This is a genomic window from Nocardia sp. NPDC050712 (assembly GCF_040654295.1).
In the GTDB taxonomy this organism is placed as follows: Bacteria; Actinomycetota; Actinomycetes; order Mycobacteriales; family Mycobacteriaceae; genus Nocardia.
In genome coordinates this window covers 619371-644002 of the sequence record NZ_JBFAHT010000004.1, presented here as the reverse complement: position 1 = coordinate 644002, position 24632 = coordinate 619371, and the positions used below count along the sequence as shown (strand labels likewise).

The following is a 24632-nucleotide window of genomic DNA, read 5'->3' as shown; positions in this document are numbered from 1 at the left end:
CGCCGATCAGAGCTGCGGCGGCTCGATACCCAGCTCGCGCAGTTGAACTCGGTAGAGCTCGATATTGGCGAGTTTGATGTCCTCGTAGCCGCGGACCAGATCGGTCAGCCCGGCGGCTTGGACCGCGCGGTCGTAGTTCTGCTCCGAGAGCTCCTCGGCCAGGGCGGCCACCATGGCGGTGTAGTGCGCGAGCAGGGCCCGCTCCACCTTGCGCACGTGCGCGTAGCCGAACAGGTCGAACTTGGTACCGCGCAGCCGCTTCCCCTTGGCCAGCACGCGCAGGGCGACGTGGCTGTTCGGGCCCATGCCGATCTTCTTCTTGCGGCCCAGCGCCCGCAGGACCGGCGGGTGCAGCTTGTAGGTGAGGTTCGCGCCCTCGGGCAGCTGGGCGCTGACCTCGTCCAGGAAGGCCGGGTCGGTGAGGCGGCGGGCCACCTCGTACTCGTCCTTGTAGGCGGTGAACTTGTACAGGCCGCGGGCGACCTGCTCGCTGAATTCGGTGCGGCCGGTGCGCTGCTGCTCGGCAGCCCACACCCGCTGCACGGCGGCGACGTACTCCCGGGCCACCTTCGGGCCCTGGAAGCCGATCAGCTCCGCGGCGCGCGACTCGACCAGGCGGCGGGTCTCGCCGGTGGCGGTCAAGCCGTCGAACAGCGCCGGGGGAACGACGATCTCGGCCTGTGCGCGGGCCGTGCGGGTGGTCGCCGCGGCGAAGAGGTCCGGCTCGGCGATGGCGGCGCGGCCCCAGCGGAAGGCGGCGATGTTCGCGGCCACCGCGACGCCGTTGATGGTGATGGCCTCCTCGACGGCCTCGGCCGGGAGCCGCAGGCCGCCGGACTGGCAGGCCGCGCCGACCAGCAGGAAGTTCGCGGCGGCGGTGTTGCCGAACAGGATCTCGGCGGCGGCGAGCGCGTCGAAGGACCGTACCGAACGCGAGACCCCCTCCAGTCGCGACAACAGCAGCCCGGTCTCCGGGTAGTCGACCGACTTGTCGTAGACCATGTCCCCGGTCGGGGTCTGGCTGATCGAGGCGACCGACACCGTGGTCTGGGCGGAACCGTAGGCGAGGTTCTTGGTGTCGGTCGCGGCGAGCAGGTCGAAGGCGATGATGCAGTCGGCCGAGCCGGGGGTGAGGCGGTTGGCCGGTTCCAGCGCGCCCGCCACGAACCGCAGGTGCGACACCACCGGGCCGGCCTTCTGGCTCAGCCCGATCTGATCCAGGCTGGCCACGTCGTAGCCGGCCCGCAGCGCGGCGGTGGCCAGCACCTGGTTGACGGTGACGATGCCGGTGCCGCCGATGCCGGCCAGGAAGACGTTCTGCGTCGACGTCGGCGCGGTCTGCGCGAGCGCGGGCAGGACGGGCGGTTCCGGGTGCCGGGTCTTCTTGCGCTTCTTGGTCTTCGCGGCGGCGGGATCGGGCAGCTCGACCGTGACGAACGACGGGCAGTCACCGTCCATGCAGGTGTAGTCGGTGTTGCAGGAGGTCTGGTCGATGCGGGTCTTGCGGCCGAATTCGGTGTCCACCGGCTGCACGGACAGGCAGTTGCTCTTGGTGCCGCAGTCGCCGCAGCCCTCGCACACCGCCTCGTTGATGACGACGCGGGTGCGCCGGGTCGGCAGGGTGCCGCGCTTGCGCTGGCGGCGCGCGTCGGCGGCGCAGTGCTGGTCGTAGATGAGCACGGTGACGCCGGGGACCTCGCGCAGCGCGCGCTGGGCCTCGTCCAGGCGATCGCGGTGCCACAGCTTGGTGCCGGGCGCGAGGTCGCGCTTGCGGTACTTCGAGGGCTCGGCGGCGCAGACGATGATCTGCTTGACGCCCTCGATGGTGAGCTTGTGTGTCAGCTTCGGCACCGCCAGCGCGCCCTCGGCGTCCTGCGCGCCGGTCATCGCCACCACGTCGTTGTAGAGCAGCTTGTAGGTGATGTTCACCCCGGCCGCCACGCAGGCCTGCACGGCCAGCTGGCCGGAGTGGAAATAGGTACCGTCGCCGACGTTCTGGAACAGGTGCGGTACCTGGGTGAACGGCGCCTGGCCGATCCACTGCGCGCCCTCGCCGCCCATCTGGGTCAGGCCGAGCACCTTGGAGTCCTCGCGGCCGGACATCGTCACCATGGTGTGGCAGCCGATGCCGCCGCCGGCCAGCGAGCCCTCCGGTACCGCGGTGGAGCGGTTGTGCGGGCAGCCGCTGCAGAAGTAGGCGGCGCGCTTGGCGCTGAGCACCGACAGCGTGAGCGGCGGCGGCAGCGGCCGCTTCTTGGTCAGGCCGAGCATGTCGGGGTGGGCGTTGAGGGCGCGGCGCAGCGGCGCGATGATCCGGCCGGTGGTCAGTTCGCCGTCCTGGGCGAACAGCGGCTTGCCGTCGAGGTCGCGCTTGCCGAGGATGCGCGGGCCGTCGGCGCTGCCGTAGAGGATGTCGCGGATCTGGGTCTCGAGGAAGGCGGTCTTGTCCTCGACGACGATCAGATGGTCCAGGCCGTCGGCGAATTCGCGGACCCGCGGGCCCGCGATCGGGAACGGCATGCCGATGCGCAGCAGACGGACCCCGGCGCGCATCAGGTCGGCGTCCTCGACGCCCAGATCCAGCAGGGCCTGGCGCACGGCGTCGAACGTGGTCCCGGTGGCGGCGATTCCGACGGTGGCGTGCGGTGGGTTCACCTCGAGCACGTCGAGCTCGTTGGCGGTGCTGTAGGCGTGCACCAGCTCCCAGCGCGGGCCGTAGAGGTCGGCCTCGGCGATGACGCTGTCGGTGGGCGCGGCCATGGGCCGCTGCTGGTAGACGAACGGGCGGCCCGCCCAGGTGATCTCGGGAATCGTGATGTCGATGTCGCCGGCCGCGCCGTCGACCGCCCAGGCGCCGTCGGCGACATCGGCGACGATCTTGAGCGCCACGACGCAGCCGCTGGCTCGCGACAGCGCCACGCCGTGCAGGCCCATGGTGATGATCTCGCGGGCGTTGCGCGGGAACAGCACCGGAATGTTCATCGCCGCCAGCGAGCGCTCGCTGACCGCGGGCACGGTCGAGGACTTGGAGGCCGGATCGTCGCCGACCAGCAGCAGCATCCCGCCACGCGCGCTCGCCCCGTACATATTGGCGTGCCGCAGCGCGTCGGTGGCGCGGTCCAGGCCCGGGCCCTTGCCGTACCAGACGCCGACCACGCCGTCGTGGGTCGCGGCGCCCTCGGGTAGTTCGGCCTGGCTGCCCCACACCGAGGTGGCGGCGAGTTCCTCGTTGAGGCCGGGAACGAAGGAGATGTCGTGCTCGGACAGCACGGCCGGCATGCCGCCCAGCATCTTGTCGACGCCGCCCAGCGGGCTGCCCTGATATCCGGAGACGAAGGTGCCGATGCGGCGTCCGGCACGCAGATCACGCACGTGCTGCTCGACCAGCTGGCGGGCAATGGCCTGCACGCCGGTCAGAACGACGGTTCCCGCGCCGACGCGATACCGGTCGGCCAGGTCGTAGGGGGCTGGGATCAGTTCGCGGTCCGCGAGCTCGGTCATCAGGATCCACCCATCCGCTCGGCACCGGACGGCGCTTCGCATAGTTGAGCACTTGTTGACCACAGTCTGTATTTGTAGCGCGAAATGAACAAGAGACGTGTCACAAGTTGAGCAAAGTGCGCAATATGGAGCTTTCGGGCTGGGCACGGGCTGCGCAGGGTGCGTGGTAAATGTGACCGTCACCACGTGATGGGGGTTACCCGTATCCCGTATTCAGGATCACACGATAGGGCCGCGCTGTCCGCCGATCCGGTAGCCGGCGGACTGTGCCGGATCCGTACCCTGAATCCCATGCCGGACCTTTCGACACCGGGCCTGCCCGAGGCGGATCTGACGGCGCTGCTCGAGCTGCTCGCCGGCCGCCGCGTCGCCGTGCTGACCGGCGCCGGGCTCTCGACCGACAGCGGCATCCCCGATTACCGCGGCCCGGCCGCGCCGCCCCGCAATCCCATGACCTACCAGCAGTTCGTCGGTGATCCGGTGTTCCGGCAGCGGTACTGGGCCCGCAATCACATCGGCTGGCGCCGGATGGACGCGGCCCGGCCCAATCTCGGTCATCGCGCGCTGGCCCGGCTGGAACGCCTCGGCGTGGTCACCGGCCTGATCACCCAGAACGTCGACCTGCTGCACACCAAGGCCGGGCACCGCCGGGTCATCGACCTGCACGGCACCTACGCCCGCGTGCGCTGCCTGGGCTGCGCGGCGCTCATCTCGCGGATGACCCTGGCCGATCGCCTGGAAGCCGCGAACCCCGGCTTCGTCACCGCGGCCACGGCCACCGGGGTGGAGGTGGCGCCCGACGCCGACGCGGTCGTCGAGGACACCGCGTCCTTCCGCATGGTCGACTGCGAGCGCTGCGGCGGCCTGTTCAAGCCCGACATCGTCTACTTCGGCGAGAACGTGCCCCGCGAACGGGTCGCCGCCGCTTACGAATTGGTCGACGAGGCGGACGCGCTGCTGGTCGCGGGGTCGTCGCTGACGGTGCAGTCGGGCCTGCGCTTCGTCCGGCACGCCGCCAAGCAGGGGCATCCGGTGATCATCGTGAACCGGGGCCGTACGCGCGGCGACGACCTGGCGGCACTGCGGATCGACGCGGGCTGCTCGAGCACGTTGTCGGCGCTGGCGGCCGGCGACAGCCTGGCGCGGGCGAGTTAGACCCACCCGCCGCGGCTCAGTTGACGGTGATACCCGTCGCGATCTTGACCACGACGTTGTCGGCGGTGACCTCCTGCACGGTCACGTTGAAGCCGTCGGCGGGCTGGGTGTCGCCGACCGGCACGTCGACCTGCTGGCCGCCGACCTTCAAGGTCACCGTGTTCCCGTTCACCGCGACGAGTTCGGCGTCGATACCGAGGACCGACGCCTTCGCGTTCACGCCGCGGTCGAAGGTGATGGTGCAGCCGCTGAGCTGGCACTCGGTCTTGCTGCCCGCGCCCTCGGCCGAGCAGGCGATCGCACCGAAGGGAACCAGGAGCGCGAACAGGGACAGGGCTACGAGCCGTCGAGCTTTCACACCGTCCAGTCTAGGCGGCGGACAGCTCAGGACAGCGAATCCCGGTAGGTCGAGAACATGGCGACCAGCACCTCCATCGTGCGCTGATCGGATTCCTCGGAGGGAAAGGGCAGGCGGGTCAGGGCGTCACCGCAGAACTGGGTGATGATGACCGCGACCAGCCCGGAGCGCAACTCCTCGGGGATGCGATGCATGGAGGGGACCTCGGCGCTGGCCGCCAGCATCGCCCGGCCGTAGTCGGCGGTCACCGGAGCCAGGTGCGCGCGCAACTCGGGGTCGGTGCGCGCGGCGATCAGCAACTCGGCCCAGACGGCATTGATCGCGGCGCGGGAGGATTCGCGCAGCAGGGGCAGCACCACCGCCAGATCGTCGGTGTCGGGGAAGTGCGCGACGTGCCGGGTGAAGTCCGCTACCTGGCGGCGCGAGACTTCGGCGGCGGCCGCCACCACGAGATCCAATCGGGTGGCGAAGCGGCCGAACAGGGCGCCGTGCGACAGGCCCGCGCGATCGCAGATGGCTTTCACCGAGGTCTGCGCGTAGCCCTGTTCGGAGAGGATCGCGATGGTGGCCTCGATCAGTTTCGCGCTGGTTTCGGCACGGCGCTCGGCTTGCGTGCGGCGCCCGGGGGGTGGGCTCGACAACGGTGGGATCCTCCCCTCGGGGTGACGCTGGCGCCATCATCATCCCGCAAGGTGCCCAACGCGGGCGGCTTCCCCCTGTGCATTCGAACAGAAAATTCGGACCGTCGATTGTGACCGGAGACAGGACGAGCGACGCCGTCACACCCGGGCGGTGGGGTGCGGCGGCGTCGCCGAATCGGGAAACGTGGTGTGCCGAACTACTATTCGCGAGTCAGCTTGGTCACAGTGCCGAGATAGCTGGTGGCGTACAGCGCGTTCGGATCCCAGCCGGGTCCGGCGCCGAACTCCACGGCGGTGGTCAGGGGCAGGCCGTCGGCGACGGTGCAGGAGGCGCCGGTGTCCGGATCCAGCCGCACCACTTTCCCGCCGGTACTCAGCGCCAGGTAGACCTTGCCGTCCGGGCCGACGGTGAGATCGTCGCCGCCGTTGAGCGGGCCGAAGCCGGGCAGGGTGAACAGCGCCGGGTCCGCGCCGGGACGGTCGACGTCGTACATGGCGACGGTGGTGATCGGGTCGAAGGTGGTCGAGACGAACAGCCGGCGGCGCGCGGGGTCGTAGGAGATGCCGTTGGTGGAGGTCAGCCCGGCGAACGGCCCGGCGTAGGACCCGTTGCGCACCAGCGAGATCCGCTGATCCGGGCCCATGTCGGAGGTGAAGACGAAATCGCCGCCGGGTAACTGCGCGAGGCCGTTGGGCAGGCGCAGATTCGCCGCGACGGTGGCGATCGCGCCGGTGTCCAGATCGATGGACTTGATGCTGCCGTCGGTCTTGCCGGCCAGCACGTGCGGCACGCTGAGCCCGGAGACGAAGTAGGCGGTGTCCTGCGCGACCAGCACCGCGCCCGGCCCGTCCACCTCGGTGACGGTGCTGCGCGCGCCGCCCGCGTCCAGGCGCCGGATGGCGCCGCCCACGCCGGTGGCGGACTGGTCCGACAGCAGCAGGCCGCCGCGGCCGTCGAAGCCCAAGCCCTCCAGCATGTTGTAGCCGGAAGCCACGACGGTCTTGGTCCACGCGCCGCAACCGGCGGCGGGTTCGGCGACGGCGCTCGGCGCGCCGCCGGTCAGGGTGAGGGCCACGCCGGTCAGCGCCGTGCACGCCGATACGGCAACGTTGCCGCGAATTCTCATGTCTGAAGCCTCATCTCGGCACGCCGGCCGCGACCGGCCGTGCTGTCGGAAGTCGTCGGATGATGAAAAGACCCGGGGCACAGTTACATTCACGTAAATTTCGGACAGCTCCGGATCCGGGGCCGACCGCGTGCCGAGGGCGTGGCCGGCATCACTATTCGGGTCACGATGTGACGCACGACATGTCGTAACGGTAGCCCTGAAGTGGCCCTCGTGCAACTTAGATAAAGATCACTCGCAATAAAAAAGGCCCGTGAGAACTTGCGGCGTCCGGGGGGTGGCCCTACGGTGAAGTCACACAGCGAATCGACGCCGAATGTCATGACCTGACACAGCGTCCCGTGTGACCCGCCGACCCGGAGGCAATGACCGCCTCCCTCGATGAGTACCGCAATCACTGTGTTCCGCAAGGGATTTGCTTAGTCCCCTTTGATCCGCCGGCGGTGTTGCCGGATCCACCTACGTCGCTGCTTCGTCGCGCTCCGCCGTCGCCCCGTTGTGCCGGTCGCGTGCTGCCGAAGTCCGAGGAGGTACTGAAAGCTGTTGAGGCACACAGTGTTAGACCAAGTAAGCGAACTCGTTCGCGAGTACCTGCAGATTTCCGACGTCGATCCCGACCGGCCGCTCACCGACTACGGCATGGACTCGGTGCGCTCGGTCAATCTCGTTGTGGAGCTGGAAAACCTTTTCCAGGTGGAGATTTCGGACGACGAGGCGGCCGGGCTGCGGACTGCCCGCGAGATCGCGGAGCACGTGCTCGGTAAGGCGACCGCCGCGACCGGCAGCAACTGATGGACGCGCACCTCGCCTACGGCGCGCACGCGCGCCCCGAGCTGGCCCGGTTGCTGCGCGCCCTGCACCTGGATGTCTCCTACCGCAGTGCGCAGGGTGACGAATTGGTCGCGGGCACAAAGATTCTCGATTTGGTTGGTGGGCACGGAGCAACTTTGTTCGGGCACAACCATCCCGAGCTGGTCGGTATGGCCGAGGACACATTGCGGGCGCGGGCGCCGTTCGCCGCGCAGGCCAGCATTCGGGGCGCCGCCGGGGATCTGGCGCGGCGGCTGTCCGATCTGGTAGGCGCGGCGACCGGGGCGGAGTACGTCGTCACCTTCGGCAGCACCGGAGCCGACGCGGTGGAATCGGCGATCAAACACGCTGCCGCCGAGCGCAATCGGCGGCTGTCCGGCATCCAGGAGGAACTGGAGCGCGCGCAGCGGCGGGCGCGCCGCGACGGCGTGCTGGACGTGCGCTTCGACGGGGGACCCGCCGCGGGTCGCCGCTGCGGAGACGTGCTGGCGGCGGGGCTGGAGACGGTCGCGGCGATGCGGGCGACCGATCCGGTATACGTCACTCTGGACGGTGCGTTCCACGGTCGATCGGCCGGTGCGGCGGCGCTCACCGACAACCCGGGCACGCCGGGTGATCTGGCGGTTCCCGGCCCGCGCCGGGTCCGGTTGACGAGCTGGGAACCGGACCTGGTCCTCGGGGCGCTGGACACCGAACTACGCGACTACTGCGCCGTGGACTTCGACGCGACCGGCGGTCCGCGCGCCGGTATCCGGCAACTGTCCAGCGTGGCAGCGTGTTTCGCCGAGCCGATCCAGGGCGAGGGCGGTGTGCACGAGGTGCCCGCCGCGACCCTGGCGGCGCTGCGCGAACTCGCCGACCGGCACGGGGCCGCCCTGGTCTTCGACGAGATCCAGTGCGGGATGGGGCGAACCGGCACCTTCCTGGCCGCCGAACCGTCCGGCGTGCGCGCCGACTACTACCTGCTCTCGAAATCCCTGGGCGGTGGGCTGGCCAAGATCTCCGCGCTGCTCGTGGACGCGCGGCGCTATCTGCTCGACTTCGGCAGGCACCACACCTCTACCTTCGGCGAGGACGACTTCTCGGCGGCCATCGCCGCCGCCACGCTGGACCTGCTCGCGCGGAACCAGACCCGGATCACCGAACTCGGTACGCGGCTGCGCGCCCGGCTCGACGCACTGGTCACGCGCTGGCCGGATGTCTTCGTCGAGGCGCGTGGTCGCGGCCTGCTGCTCGGTCTCGAATTGCGGCCGCCCCGGCCGGATTCCGGGCTGCTGCGCGCCCTCGTGGACCAGCACCTGTGGGGCTATCTGATCTCCGGTGTGTTCCTGCACGAGCACGCCATCCGGATCATGCCGACCCTGTCCGCGCCCGACACCCTGCGCCTGCAACCCTCGGCCTATCTGAGTGCGGGCGAGGTGGATCGCGTGATCGCGGCGTTCGACGCCACCGCGGCGCTGATCCGGGACGGGGACTACGCCCGGCTGCTCGCCCACCTCGCGCGCCCCGCGCGCGCCGAATGGATCGCGCCGCAGCATGTTCCGCGACCGCGCCGGGATCGCGCGCCGGTAGCGGCCGATCCGGGGCGGGTGGCGTTTCTGGCGAACCTCGATACCCCGGGCACCTTGCGGGCGCTGGTGCCCGAGCTGGCGAGTTGGTCGCCGGCGCAGTGCGCGGCCCTGTTCGATCGGGTGCGCGGTGTCCTGGAACCGTTCGAAATCACCGGTACCGAGGTGCTTTCGCCGACCGGAGCGCGCGTCGACGTGCGCATGATCGCGGTGCCGGTCTCGGCGGAGCAGATCGTCGAGAGCCAGCGCGCGGGCCAGATCCAGTGGGCCCGTCAATTGGTCCTGGACGCAGTGGATCTCGCGATAGATCTGGGCGCCTCGGTGATCGGTCTCGGCGGCTACACCTCGATCGTCACCGACGGCTCCCGCGCGGTGATCGAGGACGAGGCGCGCGTCACCTCCGGGAACTCGCTCACCGCCGCCTCGGCCTATGAACTCGTGCGCGCCGAATTGGCGGACCTCCCGCCGGGGGAGCGGCGGGTCGGCATCGTCGGCGCGCTGGGCAATATCGGCGCGGTCATGGCGGAACTTCTGGCACCGCACGCCGATTCACTCGTGCTGGTCGGTCGCGCGGGGTCCGGACGGCGCTTGCGGAAAGTCGCGGACCGGCTCGCCCCCGCGTCCGGCGGGGCCGAGTTCCGGGCGGAAATCGTTGTGCGCGAAGACATGAGCGCGCTGCGCGATTGCCGGGTGATCGTCACCGCGAGCAACGCCGCGGCCCCGTTGATCGAGCCCGCGCACCTGGCCGCCGACGCGTCCGTGCTGGTCTGCGACCTCGCCGTACCCGGCGATGTCGCACCCGAGGTGGACGCCCTGCCGACCGTCACCGTGCTGTCCGGCGGCCGGATGTCGCTGCCGCTCGGGCAGACTCCCGAGTTCCCGGGCACCGGCATGGCGCCGGGCGTGCTCTACGCCTGCATGGCCGAGACCATCCTGCTCGGCTTCGAACCGGACACCGCGAGTCCCTCCTACGGCGCCCTCACCGTCGACGGCGTCCGCGCGGCGCGTGCGCTGGCCGCGCGCCACGAGCTCGAGCCACTTCGTCTGCCCAGGTCAGGAACGATCTCCATGGTTGAATCGCGCTCCACGCCCGCGCTACTCGGCGCCGGCGACTTCCCGGTCGAGCACGCCGGCGGCAAGGCCGCGACCCTGCACGAGCTGCGCGTGGCCGGGTTCCCGGTCCCGCCCGGCTTCGTGGTGACCGCCGATGTCGAACTGGGCGATCTGACCGACGGCGATCTGCGCGCCCTGATCGACCAGCTCGGCGGGTTCCCGGTCGCGGTCCGGTCCAGCGGGGTGCTCGAGGATCTGGACGACGCGAGCTTCGCCGGTCTCTATCAGACCTATCTCGACGTCGCCGATATCGACACCCTGCGCCGCCGGATCGTCGACTGCCGCCACTCCGCCGAAAGCGACCGGGTGCAGAGCTATCTCGCCCGCGCGGGCCTGGACCCCGCCGCCGCGCGGGTGGCCGTGCTGGTGCAGCGTCTGGTGCCCGCCCGCACGGCGGGCGTCGCGTTCACCCTCGATCCGCTCTCCGGCCTCGAGGACAACGGCATGATCGAGTGCTGCCGCGGCCTGGGCGAGCGCCTGGTCTCCGGGCATATCACCCCGACCAACCTGCGGGTGCGCCTGCGCGACGGGCAGGTGCTGGAGCGGACCGAGGGCAGCGAGGACGTCGAGTGCGCGGACGCCGAGATCGCCGCGCTGGCCGAGCTGATGCTGCGGGTGCAGGCGCACAGGCACCGCCCGCAGGACCTGGAGTGGGCGATCGACGACGACGGTGTGCTGTGGCTGCTGCAGTCCCGGGCCATCACCGCGGTGAGCTGGCGCGCCGACATCGAATTGTTCAGCGACGCGGACTTCCGGGACGGCGGGGTGTCCTCGGCGGTGTGCACGCCGCTGATGGCCTCGCTGTACGACAACGCCTTCCACCATTCGATGCAGGCCTTCTGGTCCGGCTTGAAGCTGCTCGATCCACGGACCGAGCCGGATTGGCTCGCCACCTACTACGGCCGTCCCTACTGGAACGCGGCGGCCGTCAAGCAGTGCTACGCCAAGATTCCCGGGTACCACGAGCAGCACTTCGATCTCGACCTCGGCGTCAGCAAGGACTACGGCCCCGCGGGCCCGGCCCGCACCCCGATCACACCGCTGTCCGTGGCCCGCGCCCTGCCCGTCGTGCGGGCCCTGTATTCCGGCTACCGCGAACAGCTTTCGGTGGTAGAGCGGTTCGCCACCGGGTGGCCGTCGACCTACGCCGGCTGGCGCGCCAAAGTGGACGCGCTGCCCGGCACCGGCGACGAGGCCTTCTACCGCGACCTGCGGGCGTGTCTGCTCGAGTTCCACGCCGGCACCGAGCGCACCTACTTCACCACGATCTACTACAACACCAGCGTCCAAACCGACGTCAAGTCGCTGCTGGACAAGATCGACGCCCGCACCGGCGGCAGCACGGCCAGCATCGATCTGATGGGTGGGCTCGGCGATATCGGGCACATGGCCATGCAGCGCGGCATCGTCGCGCTCTACCGGGCCGCCACCGAGCACGGATTCGACAGCCCGGGCTGGGATTCGGCGCTCGCGGCGTTTCTGGACGAGCACGGCTTCCATGCCGACTCCGAGCTCGAACTGACCTGCCCGCGCTGGTCGGAGCAGCCGGAGCGGATGCGCTCGATGATCGAGTCGATGCTCGACTCGGGGACGCCGCCCGCCGATCCGGATCAGGGCTTGGCCGAGCAGCGCAGGCGATTCGAGAGCACGCTGGCCGCGGTACGCGCTCGGGTGCGCTCGGATCCGCTCGCGCGCATCCGGTTCGGTGCGGGGCTGGACAAGCAGGTGCGGCGGTCCCGCGAGTATCTGGTTGCCCGCGAACGGATGCGGGAGTTCTCCGCGCGCTGCTACGCGATCGTGCGCGCATACGTGGTGGAAGCGGGGCGGCGCTGCGCGGCCGCCGGCGCTCTGGACGGCCCGGACGACGTCTTCCTGCTGACCGTGCACGAGCTGGCGGAGCTCGGCGGAACGAGCGGCAGCACCGCGGAATTCAGCGCGCTGATCGCCTACCGGCGCGCGATGTATCAGGGCTACCGCGACCTGGTCCCGCCGCACGAACTCGGCGCGGGCATCGCCCCGGTCGCGGTCGAGGCCGGCGACGGCTCGCTGCTGCGCGGCCTGGGTTGCAGCCCGGGTGTGGTGGAGGGCCCGGTCCGGGTGCTCACCTCGCTGCGCGACATCGGCCGCCTGCGCACCGGCGACATCCTGGTCACCCAGTTCACCGACCCCGGCTGGACCCCGGCGCTCGGCCTGGTCGCCGGCGTCGTCACCGAGGTCGGCGGCATGCTCTCGCACGCCGCGGTCATCGGCCGCGAGTACGGCATCCCGGCGGTCCTCAACGTGGCGGACGCGACCCGGACGCTGCGCTCCGGGCAGCGGGTCCGGGTGAACGGCGGCGCGGGCACGATCGAAATCCTCGATCCGGAACCGGCCGCGGGCACCGAACCTGTCGCCACCGAAGCGCCGCTCGCGGCCGAATTCGGTTCCCTCTCTCTCGATCTCACAGGAGCACTCATGTCTGCCGCAGCGTCGCCCCGCGTCGAACCCCTGACCGCCCGCAAGCGCCTGATCTGCATCGCCGGTGGCGACGGCTCGGGCAAGACCACCCAGGTGGCCCGCCTGGCCGCCGCCTTCGAGGCGAACGGGCAAACCGTTGCCGCGGTGACGATCTGGGATGCGTTCCTGGATCCGAAGGTGGCCTCCAAGCTGCCCTTCGACAAGCCGGCCGACATCTACAAATACCTCCAGGTGCTGAACCCGCTGGCGCGCACGCACTTCCTGTTCCACGCCATGCAGCTGGCGCTGGACCTGGCCGCCGCGCGCGGCCCGGATGTGCTGCTCGTCAACGCCTATTGGTACAAGTACTACGCCACCGAGGTGGCCTACGGCGGCGATCCGACCGTGCTGCGCGCGCTGGCCTCCGGTTTCCCGGAGCCCGACCGCACCTTCCATCTCGCGATCGCGCCGCAGGACGCGCTGGCGCGCAAGCAGAACCGCAGCGACTACGAGAGCGGCTACGGCGACGAGCAGGAGTTCCTGGACTTCCAGTCCCGCGCGCACCAGGCCATCAAGGCGCTGTCCGCGGAGTTCGGCTGGTCCGAATTGGACGGCACCGCACCGGCGGCCGAGATCACCGCCGCGATCCTCGCCGAGCTGGAGGGCGAGGACAAGTGAACGCGCCGCAGACCCGGCGGGTCGCGGTGGTGGGCATCGACGGTGCGGGCAAGACCTCGGTCATGACCCGGTTGCGCGAGCTGGCCCCGGCGACAACGGCTTTCGAGTCCTTCACCTGCCCGGACTTCCACGACACCCCGGACGTGCCGCTCGCCGCGCTGTCGCGACAGCTCAAGGCCATGAGCGACGGCGCGGACACCATCGGCAACCTCCAGGTCAAGGCGGTGGCCCTGTATCTGCAGATGACGCTGTACGGCCCGGTGGAGCGGTTCTACACCGACACCTACCGGCCCTCGGTGCTGGTGCTGGAACGGCACCCGCTGATCGAGACCCAGGTCTACGGCCCGTTCTATCTGCTGCTGGCGGGCATCGACGGCGATCTCACCGCCGCCTACGCCGAACTCGGCGCCGTGCTCGAGCCGGGCGCGCTCGACCGCATCCGGGGCTGGCACGACCGCGAAATGCGCAGGCTCGGACTGGATATCGAGCTGCGTGACCTGCTCGGTGACATCGCCGGGCTGGTCGGGCGCGATCCGGCCGGGTCCGTCGCGGGTTTCGGCGAGCGGTTCCGCACCACGCTCCCCGACGACGTGCTGTGGCTGGATGTGCCGCCGGAGCAGGCCGCCGCCCGGTGCGCGCAGCGCGGTGCGGGCGCGAGCAAGGAGGCGCACGAGACGCCGGAATATTTGGCCGCACTGCGCGAGGGCTATCTGCGTGCCCGCGATCTGTTCGCGGAAGCGTTCCCGCGCTTGCGGTTCCACACGATCGACACCAGTGACGGCGTCGATCTGGACAAGTCCGTTTACACCTGCATCACCGAAGGGCGGCTGTTCGATGAGTGACACCACTTCCCCCGTCGAGGCGACCCCGGTCGGCGCCGCCGACCTCGCCGATCAGGTACGCACGGTGGTCGCCGAGGTGCTGTGGCTGTCGGCGGCCGACATCGACGGCGCGACCGCGCTGATCGACTACGGGCTGGACTCACCCACCTCCATCGATCTCACCGTCCGGCTCGAGGACGTGTTCGACATCGCCATCCCCGAGGACGTCGCGATCGGGCTCGAGACGGTCGATCAGATCGTCGCCTACGTACGGGAGCAGCGGGCGTGAGCGTGACACCCAGGCACGAGAGCATCCTGCACGCGCTGCTCGGTTACGGCGACGCGGACCCGCGACCGGCACGGGTCGTCTTCGCCGCCGAACCGGAGGGACAGCGCGAGCTGACCTTCGCCCAGCTGAGCACGGCCGCCCGCCGCTCCGCCGCGGCCCTCGCCGAAGCCGGTGTGCGGCAGGGCGATCGCGTGCTGCTCTGCCTGCCGACCTCGCCCGGCTTCCTGACCGCGTTCTTCGGCCTGCAAATGCTCGGCGCGGTGCCGACGGCGGTGGCCACGCCCGGCGGTTTCGGCGGGCTCGAGGTCTTCACGGCGAAGTTCGCCCGGCTGGTGGCCTACCTGCGGCCCGCGGCGATCGTCACCGTCGCCGCCCTGGCCGAGGAGCTGGCCGCGGTGGCGGGCGAGATCACCGTGCTGGACGGCGACGCCCTGCATCGCACCGCGCTGTCCCCGGACGCGCCGGCCGCGACGCCGGTGCTGCCGAGCCCGGACGATCTGGCGTTCATCCAGTGCACCTCGGGATCCACCGGCACTCCGAAGGGTGTGCAGATCACCCACGGCAACCTGGCCGCGAACTGCGAGCAGATCACCCGGGTCTGTGGCGCGGGCACGGGGGAGACCTGGGTGGGCTGGCTGCCGCTGCACCACGACATGGGCCTGATCGGCGGCTCGCTGACGCCGGTGTTCTCGGGCTGTGACGCCGTGCTGCTGCCCCCGAGCCGCTTCCTGCGCGCACCGGCCGAGTGGCTGCGGGCCGTCGGCCGCTATCGCGGCACCATCACCGCCGCACCGAATTTCGCCTACGGCTATGCCGCCGCGCGGATTCGCGACGCCGAGATCGACGGTGTCGACCTGTCGTCGTGGCGCTTCCTGTTCTGTGGCGCCGAGCCGATCGTGCCCGAGACCGTGCGGCGGTTCGTGGACCGTTTCACGGCCTGGGGCCTGCCCGCGAATGCTTTGGTGCCCTGCTACGGCATGGCCGAGGCGGCGCTGGCGATCACGGTGTCCGCGCCCAGCCCGCGGCTGGACTACGACGCGGTGAGCCGCGACGCCCTGGCGCGCGCGGGCACGGTCGTCGACGTCGCCGAGGACGACCCGGACGCGCTGCGTGTCGTGGACTGCGGGCCGCCGGTGCCGGGCACCGAATTGCGCATCGCCGACGAGCAGGGCGGGGCACTGGGCGAGAACCGGCTGGGGCAGGTGCAGTTCCGCGGGCCGTCGCGCACGCCGGGCTACTTCGATCTCCCCGAGGTGACCGCCGGTTCCTGCACCGCCGAAGGCTGGTGGACCACCGGCGATCTCGGCTACCTGCGGCACGGCCGCCTGCGGATCACCGGGCGGCAGAAGGACCTGATCATCATCCGCGGCGCGAACTATTTCCCGACCGACTTCGAGCACGCGGCGGAATCCGTCGCGGGCGTGCGGCTCGGCGGTGTGGTGGCGGTGGGTCATCGCGCGCCGGGCGAGGACTCCGAGGCGCTGCATCTGATCGTCGAAACCGAACTCGACAGCGGCGAGCACACCCGGTTGCGCCAGGCCCTGCGCGCGGCCGTCAGCGCGCGCACCGGCGTCCTCGCCGCGGCCGTGCACCTGGTGCCCAAGCGCGCCATCCCCAAGACGACCAGCGGCAAAGTGCAACGCGCGCTGGCCTATCAGCAGTTCGTCGCCGACGCGGCCACCGCCGCGGCCGGGAGCGGCCGATGAGCGCGGCCCGGCAGCTCGCCGGACCAGCGTTCCGGCACCCGCTCGGCGCCTACCTCGAATACCGGCGCGACCCGCTGACCCTGTTCTACGACCAGGCCGTCGCGGCGGGCGGCAGCGTCCGGCTGCGGCTGGTGCACGAGCAGCTCCATCTGCTCGTCGACCCGGAGCACATCCGGCAGGTCATGGTGACCAACGTCGAGGGCTACACCAAGGGCATCAGCTACCGCAGCCTGGACCACCTGCTCGGCCCCGGCCTGCTGACCAGCGACGGCCCGCTGTGGAAGCGCCAGCGCGCCCTCATCAAACCGGCATTCGGCCGCAAGCACGTCACCGACGAGGTGCCGTTGATGGTGGACTGCGCGGATCGGATGCTGGCCCGGCTCGCGGCGCGCGCCGACACCGGCGAGACCTTCGATCTGGTGCCCGAGGTGATGGGTTTCGCCGCCGACACGGTCTGCCGGGCGGTGATGGGCACCGACGTGGCCGATGTGATGCCGCGGATCGAGGCCGACGTGCGGTCCGGGGTGGACTGGGTGATGCGGCACATGGCGTCCCCGCTGCCGCTGCCGCCGAGCGTGCCGACCCCGGCCAACCGCCGGTTCCGCGCGGTGCTGGCCCGGCTGCACGGCGTGGTCGACGACGTGATCGCCGCGCACCGCGACGACCCGGGCAGCACGGATCTGCTCAGCCGCCTGCTGCGCGCCCGGGACGACGACGGGCACGCCATGGACGAGCAGCAGCTGCGCCACGAGGTGCTGACCTTCCTGCTGGCCGGGCACGAGACCACCGGCGGCGCGCTGGCCTGGACCATCTATCAGCTGTGCCGGAATCCGGCGGTCCTGCGCGAGGTCGTCGACGAGGTCGACGGGCAACTCGGCGCGGGCGCGCCGGACACCGCCGCGCTGGGCAAGCTGGAGCTGACCGGCCGGGTGATCGACGAGAGCATGCGACTGCACCCGCCCGCGTGGGCGTTCAGCCGGACCGCGGTGGCCGCCGATTCCTTCGACCGGTTCGACGTCGAGGCCGGGGCGATGATCGCGATCAGTCCGTTCGTGAACCATCGGCTGCCGGAATTCTGGTCCTCACCACTGCGTTTCGATCCGGATCGGTTCACCACCGAGGCGGTGCGGGCCCGGCCCGCGTTCCACTACTTCCCGTTCGGGTGGGGAGCACACCTGTGCGTCGGGCAGCACATGGCCTTGACCGAGGTCCGCGTGGGGCTGGCGATGCTGTTGTCGCAGTTCGACATCGAGCTGGTGAACGGCATGCGGGTGCGTGAGCATCCGGAGATCTCGAACATGCCGGGTCCGGTGCTGGTCCGGATCACCCGCCGGCGCGGGCGGCCCGGGCCCGCCGTGGTCCCGGCGACGGCAGGCGCGGTCGCCGTCTGCCCGGTGGCAGCTGAGCGAACGGAGGCGGGTCGATGACCGATACCGTGGATACGACGCCGATTTCGGTGCTCGACGAGCGCGCGACCGCCGAGTCGGCCGCGGCGCAGGCCGGAAACAAAGCGGCCAATCTGGCCTGGCTGGCCGCCCGCGGGCACCGGGTCCCGCCGTTCTGCGTCCTGACGGTCGAGGCGTGCACGCGGATTCTGCGCCCGGTCGCCGCCGAGATCGGCACCGTGCTCGACACTCTCGACGTCGACGACCGGATCTCGCTGCGCGACAGCGCCGCCCGCATCGGACGGCTGATCACCGGGCTGACCCTGCCCGCCGACATTCGCGGCGATCTCGCGGACCGCGTCGCCGGATTCGGCGCGGCGACACTGGCCGTGCGGTCCTCGGCCCGAGGCGAGGACTCCGGGGCGGATTCGTTCGCGGGACAGCTGGATACGGTGCTCGGGGTGCGCCCGGATCAGGTGGACGCCGCCGTGCTGACCTGCCTGGCGTCGGCGTATTCCGAACGGGCGCTGTTCTATCGGGCCCGGCGCGGGCTGGACAACGCCGTCGCCGAGCCCGCCGTGATCGTGCAGGTGCTCATCGACAGCGCCGTCGCCGGTGTGGTCTTCACCTGTAACCCGCAATCCGGCGACACCGCCGAGGCGGTGGTCTCGGCCGGGCTCGGCTTCGGTGAGGGCGTCGTCTCCGGAACCGTCGAGTGCGATACCTATTTCGTCGACGTGCGCTCGCGCGGCATCCTCTCGCGCGACATCGCGGACAAGCGCAGCCGGGTCACCCTGGGCGCGGACGGCACCCGGGTCGAGGAGATCCCCGCGACCACCGCGCCCGCGCTCGCCGAGCACCAGGTACTCGAATTGGTGGACACCGCACTGCGATTGGCCGGTGAACTCGGCGGTCCGCAGGACGTGGAGTGGGCCATCGACACGGCCGGGGTGCTGCACCTGTTGCAGGTGCGCCCGGTGACCGCTACGGGCGCCCGGGAAACCATCTTCGACAACGTCAACGTGGCCGAGTCCTATCCGGGACTGTCCAGCCCGCTGACCTTCTCGGTGGTCCGGCTGGCCTACGAGCAGGTCTTCCGGGCCTGCCACCGGGACTTCGGGGCCACCGGCGCGGTGGTGCGCCGCAATGCCGCCGACCTGTACCCATTCCTGGTCGGTTCGGCGCACGGTCACCTCTACTACAACATCAGCAACTGGTATCGCCTGTTTCTGCAGATCCCCGGCATGGAGTCGGCGATCGAGGGCTGGGAGGCGGCGCTCGGCATCGAGAACCGCTACCGGCGGCCGGCGCCGGCCAAATCGCTGCCCCGGCGGCTGGTCGCGGGCTACCAGAAGCTGCGGATCGTGCTCATCCTGCTGTTCGGCTGGCTGCGGCTGCCCCGGCGGCTCGCGAGCTTCTTCACGGTGCTGGCCGAGTTCACCGCTGATCTGCACCGCCGGCTCGCCCCGGAAACCGCGGAGTCCGAACGGGATCCGCATCAGCTGCTCGGCTGGCTGGAGCGGTGCATCGCCCAGCTGGTGCCCGCGTACTCGGTGCAGATCTTCAACGACTTCCTGGCCCAGCAGCTCTTCCACATCGTCGGCGGGCTGCTGGAAAAGGCCGGTGTCACCGGCGACGACGCGATCACCCTTCGCAACGAATTGTTCTGCGGGGAACAGGGTGTCGACAGCGTGCTGCCGGTGCGCTCCGCGGTCGCGCTCGCCGCGCGGATCCGCGCGGACGCGGCGCTGACCGAGCTCTTCGCCAGTGCACGCGACGCGCAACAGGTTTGGGCCGAAGTGCACACGCGGTTCCCGGATTTCCACGCCGCCTGCGCGACCCATATCGCGGAGTTCGGCGACCGCACCGTCGACGAACTGAAACTGGAGACCGACCCGCTCGGCCTGCACCCGCACCGCCTGGTGCCGATCCTGCGCAACTACGTGCGCGGCGGCCAGAACATCGACCACATGGAAGCGCACGAGCGCGGCATCCGGCGGGCGGCCGAGGCCCGGGTGGCGACCCTGCTGCGCGGTAATCGATGGCACCGCGTCCTCTTCCGGCTGACGCTGCGGCAGGCCCGCAAGACGGTCGCGCAGCGCGAGAACATGCGACTGGGCCGCAGCCGCACCTTCGGACTGGTCAAACGGGTCTTCCGGGTGCTGGGCGGCCAGCTGCACGAGGCCGGACTGCTCGACGACCCGCGCGACATCTTCTTCCTCACCTACGAGGAGATCACCGCACTGGTGCGCGGCACCGCCGTCGACGGCGATCCGCGCACACTGGTGGCGTCCCGCCAGGCCGACCACGAGCGCTGGCGCGGACAGCCGATGCCCTCGCGCATCGTCACCGCCGGCATCGCCGCGGCCGCGGACAACGCCGTCGACTTCACCGAATTCGACAGTGACGCGACCGTTCTCACCGGCATCGGCTGCGCGCCGGGCCGGGTCGAAGCGCCGGCGCTGGTCCTGCACGAGCCGAACGCCGAGACCGCGATCGACGGCCAGATCCTGGTCGCCACCACCACCGACCCCGGCTGGGTGTTCCTGATGGTGGCCGCCGGCGGACTGGTCAGCGAGAAGGGCAGCGTGCTCTCGCACACCGCCATCATCGGCCGCGAACTCGGCATCACCACCGTCGTCGGCGTCCGCGATGCCACCCGGCTGTTGCACGACGGCGACCTGGTCGCGCTGGACGGCCGGGCGGGGACGGTCACGATCACCGAAAGGAGGGCGGAATGAATCACGGGGAGAACTTCAGCCTGGCGGACTACCTGGATCCCAAGGCGTCCACCTTCGAGGAACGCTTCGCCGATTTCCGGCCGTACGTCACCCGTTCGCGGGAACTGGGATTCGTGCTGCGCGAGATCGCCGGCCCGGCCGGCGCCGCGGTGCCGGTGCGCGACGGCGCGGGCACCCGCGAGGTCATCATGCTCGGCTCCAACAACTATCTCGGCCTGGCCAGTGAGCCGGACATCATCGAGGCGGCGGTCGCCGCCACCCGGGAATACGGTGTCGGCTGTGGCGGGCCGCCCCTGCTCAACGGCACCACCTCGCTGCATATGCGGCTGGAAGAGCGGCTGGCCGAGATCAAAGGCTGTGAATCGGCGCTGGTGTTCTCCTCGGGCTTCGCCGCCAACGTCGGCTGGATCACCGGTCTGCTGGGCAAGGGCGACGTGCTCGTCTACGACGTGCAGAACCACGCCAGCCTCTACGACGGCATCCAGCTCGGGCGGGTGCGCTCGATGTCGTTCGCGCACAACGATCTCGACCAGCTGCGGCTGCGGCTGATGCAGGCGCGCTGGCGCAATCCGGGCGCGAACATCGTGGTCGCGGTCGAAGGGGTCTATTCGATGGACGGCGATATCGCGCCGCTGCCGGAGATCCGGGAGCTGTGCGACAGCTTCGGGGCCTGGCTGGCGGTCGACGACGCGCACGGCACCGGAGTGCTGGGCGCGCGCGGCCGGGGCACCGCCGAGCACTACGGCCTGGAGGGCCGGGTCGAGGTGGCCATGGGCACCTTCTCGAAGGTGTTCGCCACCACCGGCGGTTTCGTCGCGGGCACCAAGGACATGGTCGACTACCTGCGCTTCTTCGCGCGCTCGTACATGTTCTCGGCGGCCCTGTCGCCGGCGGTGGTCGCCTCGGTGCTGGCCTCGCTCGACTTCATCGAGGCGCATCCGGAACGAGTTGCGGCACTGCACGACAACGTCGGCTATTTCTGTCGTGCCCTGCGGGCCCGGGGTTTCGACGTTCGTCCCGAGACCGCGATCATTCCGATCCTGCTGCCCCCGGATGTGGCGGTCGCCGAAGTGGTTTCGGCCCTGGACGCGGCCGGGGTGTTCGTCAACGGCGTCGAGTTCCCGGCCGTGCCGCGCGATCAACAGCGCATCCGCATCTCCATGATGGCCACGCTGACCCGCGCCCAGCTGGATCTCGCGGTCGACCGGATCGACACCGTCGCCAAGAGTTTCGGCTTCCATCCCGAGCAAGGAGCAGCGGCATGAGCACCCTGACCGACGAGCAGCGGCTGACCGTGCTGGCCACCCTCGCCGCGCCGAGCACGGTGGAGCGCGCCGAACTGGTCCGGCTGGCCCAGCGGGTGCGGGACTGGGCCCAGGTGTTCGATCTCGCCGCCGCGGGCGCGACCGCGCCGCTGGTGGCCGCGAACCTGGGCGAGGCCGGGGTCTACGACCTGGTGCCCACAGCGGTCCAGGCGCGTTTCGACGAGATCGCCGCGGCGATCTCGGCCACCAATCAGGCCCGCCTGGACGCCGCGCTGCCGCTGCTGCGCCGCCTGCACGAGGCGGGGGTGCGGGTGGTGGTGCTCAAGGGCATGCTGTTCGGCGCGGAGATCTACGGCGATCCGCTCTACAAGCGGATGAACGACATCGACATCCTGGTGCGGGTCGAGGACATCGACACCGTGCTCGAGGTCTACCGGGAATTCCGGCTGTTCAGCGTGTCCGAGCTGCTCGGCAAGGCGCCGAAGGTGCGCGAGCGGCGCACCCATCATCTGCCGTCGTTCGTCTCGCGCGACGGGGCGCTCGTGGTCGGCACGCACTGGGGGCTGATCACGCCGCTGGCCGGGTATTCCGTGGATTACCAGGCGATCTGGTCGCGGGTGCGGCAGATCGACTTCTACGGCGTCCCGGCGTGGGCGATGGCGTCCGAGGACAACCTGCACCACCTGTGCATCCACCTGCCGTACTACAAGACCGGCCTGCGGGAACTCGCCGATATCTGGAACCTGGTGCGCTACGCGGCGGGCGACCTGGACACCGAGCTGCTGGGCGCGGAGATCGCGAAGGCCGGCTCGCAGAACCTGGTCTTCCACGCGCTCTCGCTGGCACACCGGCTGGTCCCGGATCCGCTGTGCGCGAAGCTGATCGACGCGACAGCGGCACACGCCACCCGGTTCTACCGCTACGACGTGGCGCGCAAGACGCGCGCGGCGGCGACGCTGCTGAGCAGCCGGTCCACGCACACCTCGGTGATCGAGAAGGCCTACCTGGAGTTCAACGCCACCCGCGCGCCGCGGGAGAAGCTGGATCGCTTCCGGGCGCTGTGGTCGAACCTGCTGGTGGTGCCCGGAAGCGAAGCGGCCAAGATGAGTTCGCTGACACCGGATGCCGCCGCGCCCGCCCGGCTGGGCGCCCGGCTGTCCGCGCCCTACCGGCTGACCCGGGTGTTCCAGCGCGACCTGGGGCCGTGGCTGTTCCCGGCGGCGCTGGTCAAAACCGTGGTCGACCTCGGCCTGGCCACGCTGCCGCGGCGGGCCAGCGGGCAAGCCGCCGATATCGACGCCTTCGCCGCCTCGGTGGGGATGACCCGGGCCCAGTTGCAAGCGGTGCTGGACGGCCAGGAATGAGTGACCTGCTCCGCGCGCGCGGCGTGCACACGGTGCTGTGGGATCTCGACGGCACGCTGATCGGGCTGCGGCAGCGCATGTTTCGCGTGCTGATGCCGGTGGTGGCCGCCGCCGCCTTCCGGGATGTGGTGCCGCCGGTCCGGTTCCTGCGCGCCCTGCACGGGGTACTGGAGCGGGTGCGGGCCAACGATTCCGAGGAAACCAATCACGCGCAGATCGTCCGGCTGCTCGGCGAGGTGACCGGACTGGAACCGGCCACGGCCGACGCGCGCTTCCGCGCCCTTGCCCACGAACAGTTTCCGCGGCTGCGGCGGTGCTTCTATCCGCTGCCGCCGGCCCGGGCCGTGGTCGACCGGCTGGCGCGGGCCGGGATTCGGCAGGTGGTCGCCACCAACCCGCTGTGGCCGCTGGAGACCGTCACCGCCCGATTGCGCTGGGGCGGTTTCGATCCGGCGACGTTCACGCATATCACGAGTGGAGAGACCATGCGACGATCCAAACCGCGGCTCGAGTTCTATACCGAGCTGCTCGACGACCTCGGCGCGCGGCCGGGGGAGTGCGTGATGATCGGCAACGACGCGATCAAGGACGGGCCCGCCGCAGAGCTCGGGATTCCGGTGTTTCTGCTGGAAACCGGCCGGGCACGGGCTGGGACGACCCGGGGCGACGTCGCCGCCGGGGACTGGACGGAATTGGCCGACTGGCTCGGTGTGGGAGGCGCGGCATGTTCGTTGTCGTGAATCCGAAGGCCAACGGCAGCACCGAGTCCCGCTGGCCCGGCGTGCGCGCCGAGCTCGAGCGGCGCCGGCCGGAACTGCGCTGGGCGGCACCGGAATCGGCGGTGGCGGCCGAGCGGGCGGTGCACGCGGAGCTGGCGGCCGGGACCTCGACGGTGGTCGCCGCCGGTGGTGACGGGACGGTGAACCTGGTGCTGAACGCGCTCATGGACCCCGCCACCGATCGCCCACGCAACCCCGAAACAGCCTTGGGTGCGGTGGGTTTGGGTAGTTCCAACGATTTCCACAAACCGTTCGCCGCCGATCGGGCGGTGGCCGGTGTCCCCGTGCGGATCGACGCGGACGCCGCGACCCTGGTCGACGTCGGCAAGGCGACGATGATGCTGACCGACGGCCGCACCGAGGTGCGGTACTTCCTGCTCAACGCCAGCATGGGCCTGGTCGCCGCGGGCAACCACTTCTTCAACACCGCCCCCGGCCTGGTCCAGCGGCTCAAACGCCGCAATACCGAAGCGGCGATCATCTATTCGGCGCTGCGGAATATCGCGACCTTCCGCCCGCTCGCGATCGACATCCTCGGCGCGGACTGGAAACACCAGGGCCCGATCACGAATGTCGGAGTACTCAAGACGCCGCACTTCGCGGGTGGCATGCGCTATGACACCGGCGTGCGCGCCGCCGACGGGCAGTTCGACGTGAACATCTGGTCCCCGGCGAGCCGTCTCCGGATCCTCGGGCTGATCGCCGGGCTCTACCAGGGAAAGTTCTCGCAGTCACCGCTGGCGACCTGCCGCCGCGGCGCGGTGGTCGACCTGATTCCGGGAGCGCCGAGCGCACTGGAACTCGACGGCGAGGTCATTGTCGTGGGCTCCGCGCGACTGGAGGTACTGCCCGCGGTACTGCGGGTATGCGGGTGAGCCGAATCGGAAGGCGGAGT

At 70.5% G+C, this 24632-nt stretch carries 16 protein-coding genes; 12 read left to right on the top strand and 4 right to left on the bottom strand.

Annotation, left to right across the window (positions count from 1 at the left end; translation table 11 throughout):
• Window positions 1-6 precede the first annotated feature (6 nt).
• Window positions 7-3501: an indolepyruvate ferredoxin oxidoreductase family protein gene (locus AB0H76_RS31195; RefSeq protein WP_357330600.1), complete on the bottom strand. Its 3495-nt coding sequence runs from the start codon at window positions 3499-3501 to the stop codon at window positions 7-9.
• Between the two features lie 291 nt (window positions 3502-3792).
• On the opposite strand from AB0H76_RS31195, the gene AB0H76_RS31190 reads away from it, so the two are divergent.
• Window positions 3793-4656, top strand: a complete 864-nt coding sequence (locus AB0H76_RS31190; protein WP_357330599.1) for an NAD-dependent protein deacetylase — start codon at window positions 3793-3795, stop codon at window positions 4654-4656.
• A 16-nt stretch (window positions 4657-4672) separates the two neighbouring features.
• Here the strand turns inward: AB0H76_RS31190 and AB0H76_RS31185 are convergent, their stop codons facing one another.
• The 3 genes from AB0H76_RS31185 to AB0H76_RS31175 all read right to left on the bottom strand — a co-directional run bounded on the left by AB0H76_RS31185 (window position 4673) and on the right by AB0H76_RS31175 (window position 6782).
• Window positions 4673-5014, bottom strand: a complete 342-nt coding sequence (locus tag AB0H76_RS31185) for a hypothetical protein (RefSeq protein ID WP_357330598.1) — start codon at window positions 5012-5014, stop codon at window positions 4673-4675.
• Window positions 5015-5040: 26 nt separating this feature from the next.
• Window positions 5041-5655 (bottom strand): TetR/AcrR family transcriptional regulator, encoded by a 615-nt coding sequence (locus tag AB0H76_RS31180; RefSeq protein ID WP_357330597.1) that lies wholly within the window; start codon window positions 5653-5655, stop codon window positions 5041-5043.
• Between the two features lie 200 nt (window positions 5656-5855).
• Window positions 5856-6782 carry an SMP-30/gluconolactonase/LRE family protein gene (locus AB0H76_RS31175; RefSeq protein ID WP_357330596.1) on the bottom strand — a complete coding sequence of 309 codons (927 nt, stop codon included), beginning with the start codon at window positions 6780-6782 and terminating at the stop codon, window positions 5856-5858.
• A gap of 555 nt (window positions 6783-7337) precedes the next feature.
• Here AB0H76_RS31175 and AB0H76_RS31170 point away from each other — a divergent pair.
• The 11 genes from AB0H76_RS31170 to AB0H76_RS31120 are packed head-to-tail and all read left to right on the top strand — an operon-like array spanning window position 7338 to window position 24612.
• Window positions 7338-7574, top strand: a complete 237-nt coding sequence (locus AB0H76_RS31170; protein WP_357330595.1) for an acyl carrier protein — start codon at window positions 7338-7340, stop codon at window positions 7572-7574.
• Window positions 7574-13387, top strand: a complete 5814-nt coding sequence (locus AB0H76_RS31165; RefSeq protein ID WP_357330594.1) for an aminotransferase class III-fold pyridoxal phosphate-dependent enzyme — start codon at window positions 7574-7576, stop codon at window positions 13385-13387. The genes AB0H76_RS31170 and AB0H76_RS31165 overlap by 1 nt, the downstream gene beginning before the upstream one ends.
• Window positions 13384-14229: a hypothetical protein gene (locus tag AB0H76_RS31160; RefSeq protein ID WP_357330593.1), complete on the top strand. Its 846-nt coding sequence runs from the start codon at window positions 13384-13386 to the stop codon at window positions 14227-14229. The genes AB0H76_RS31165 and AB0H76_RS31160 overlap by 4 nt, the downstream gene beginning before the upstream one ends.
• Window positions 14222-14497, top strand: a complete 276-nt coding sequence (locus AB0H76_RS31155) for an acyl carrier protein (protein ID WP_357330592.1) — start codon at window positions 14222-14224, stop codon at window positions 14495-14497. Before AB0H76_RS31160 ends, AB0H76_RS31155 begins: the two co-directional genes overlap by 8 nt.
• Window positions 14494-16203 (top strand): fatty acyl-AMP ligase, encoded by a 1710-nt coding sequence (locus tag AB0H76_RS31150; RefSeq protein ID WP_357330591.1) that lies wholly within the window; start codon window positions 14494-14496, stop codon window positions 16201-16203. The genes AB0H76_RS31155 and AB0H76_RS31150 overlap by 4 nt, the downstream gene beginning before the upstream one ends.
• Window positions 16200-17630 carry a cytochrome P450 gene (locus tag AB0H76_RS31145; protein ID WP_357330590.1) on the top strand — a complete coding sequence of 477 codons (1431 nt, stop codon included), beginning with the start codon at window positions 16200-16202 and terminating at the stop codon, window positions 17628-17630. Before AB0H76_RS31150 ends, AB0H76_RS31145 begins: the two co-directional genes overlap by 4 nt.
• A complete protein-coding gene (locus AB0H76_RS31140; RefSeq protein ID WP_357330589.1) occupies window positions 17627-20329 on the top strand; it encodes a PEP/pyruvate-binding domain-containing protein in 2703 nt (900 codons plus the stop codon). The genes AB0H76_RS31145 and AB0H76_RS31140 overlap by 4 nt, the downstream gene beginning before the upstream one ends.
• Window positions 20326-21594: a pyridoxal phosphate-dependent aminotransferase family protein gene (locus AB0H76_RS31135; RefSeq protein WP_357330588.1), complete on the top strand. Its 1269-nt coding sequence runs from the start codon at window positions 20326-20328 to the stop codon at window positions 21592-21594. The genes AB0H76_RS31140 and AB0H76_RS31135 overlap by 4 nt, the downstream gene beginning before the upstream one ends.
• Entirely contained in the window at window positions 21591-22958 is a 1368-nt protein-coding gene (locus AB0H76_RS31130; RefSeq protein WP_357330587.1) for a nucleotidyltransferase family protein, read from the top strand. The genes AB0H76_RS31135 and AB0H76_RS31130 overlap by 4 nt, the downstream gene beginning before the upstream one ends.
• Window positions 22955-23698: an HAD family hydrolase gene (locus AB0H76_RS31125; RefSeq protein WP_357330586.1), complete on the top strand. Its 744-nt coding sequence runs from the start codon at window positions 22955-22957 to the stop codon at window positions 23696-23698. The genes AB0H76_RS31130 and AB0H76_RS31125 overlap by 4 nt, the downstream gene beginning before the upstream one ends.
• A complete protein-coding gene (locus AB0H76_RS31120) occupies window positions 23683-24612 on the top strand; it encodes a diacylglycerol kinase family protein (RefSeq protein ID WP_357330585.1) in 930 nt (309 codons plus the stop codon). Before AB0H76_RS31125 ends, AB0H76_RS31120 begins: the two co-directional genes overlap by 16 nt.
• Window positions 24613-24632: the final 20 nt, after the last annotated feature.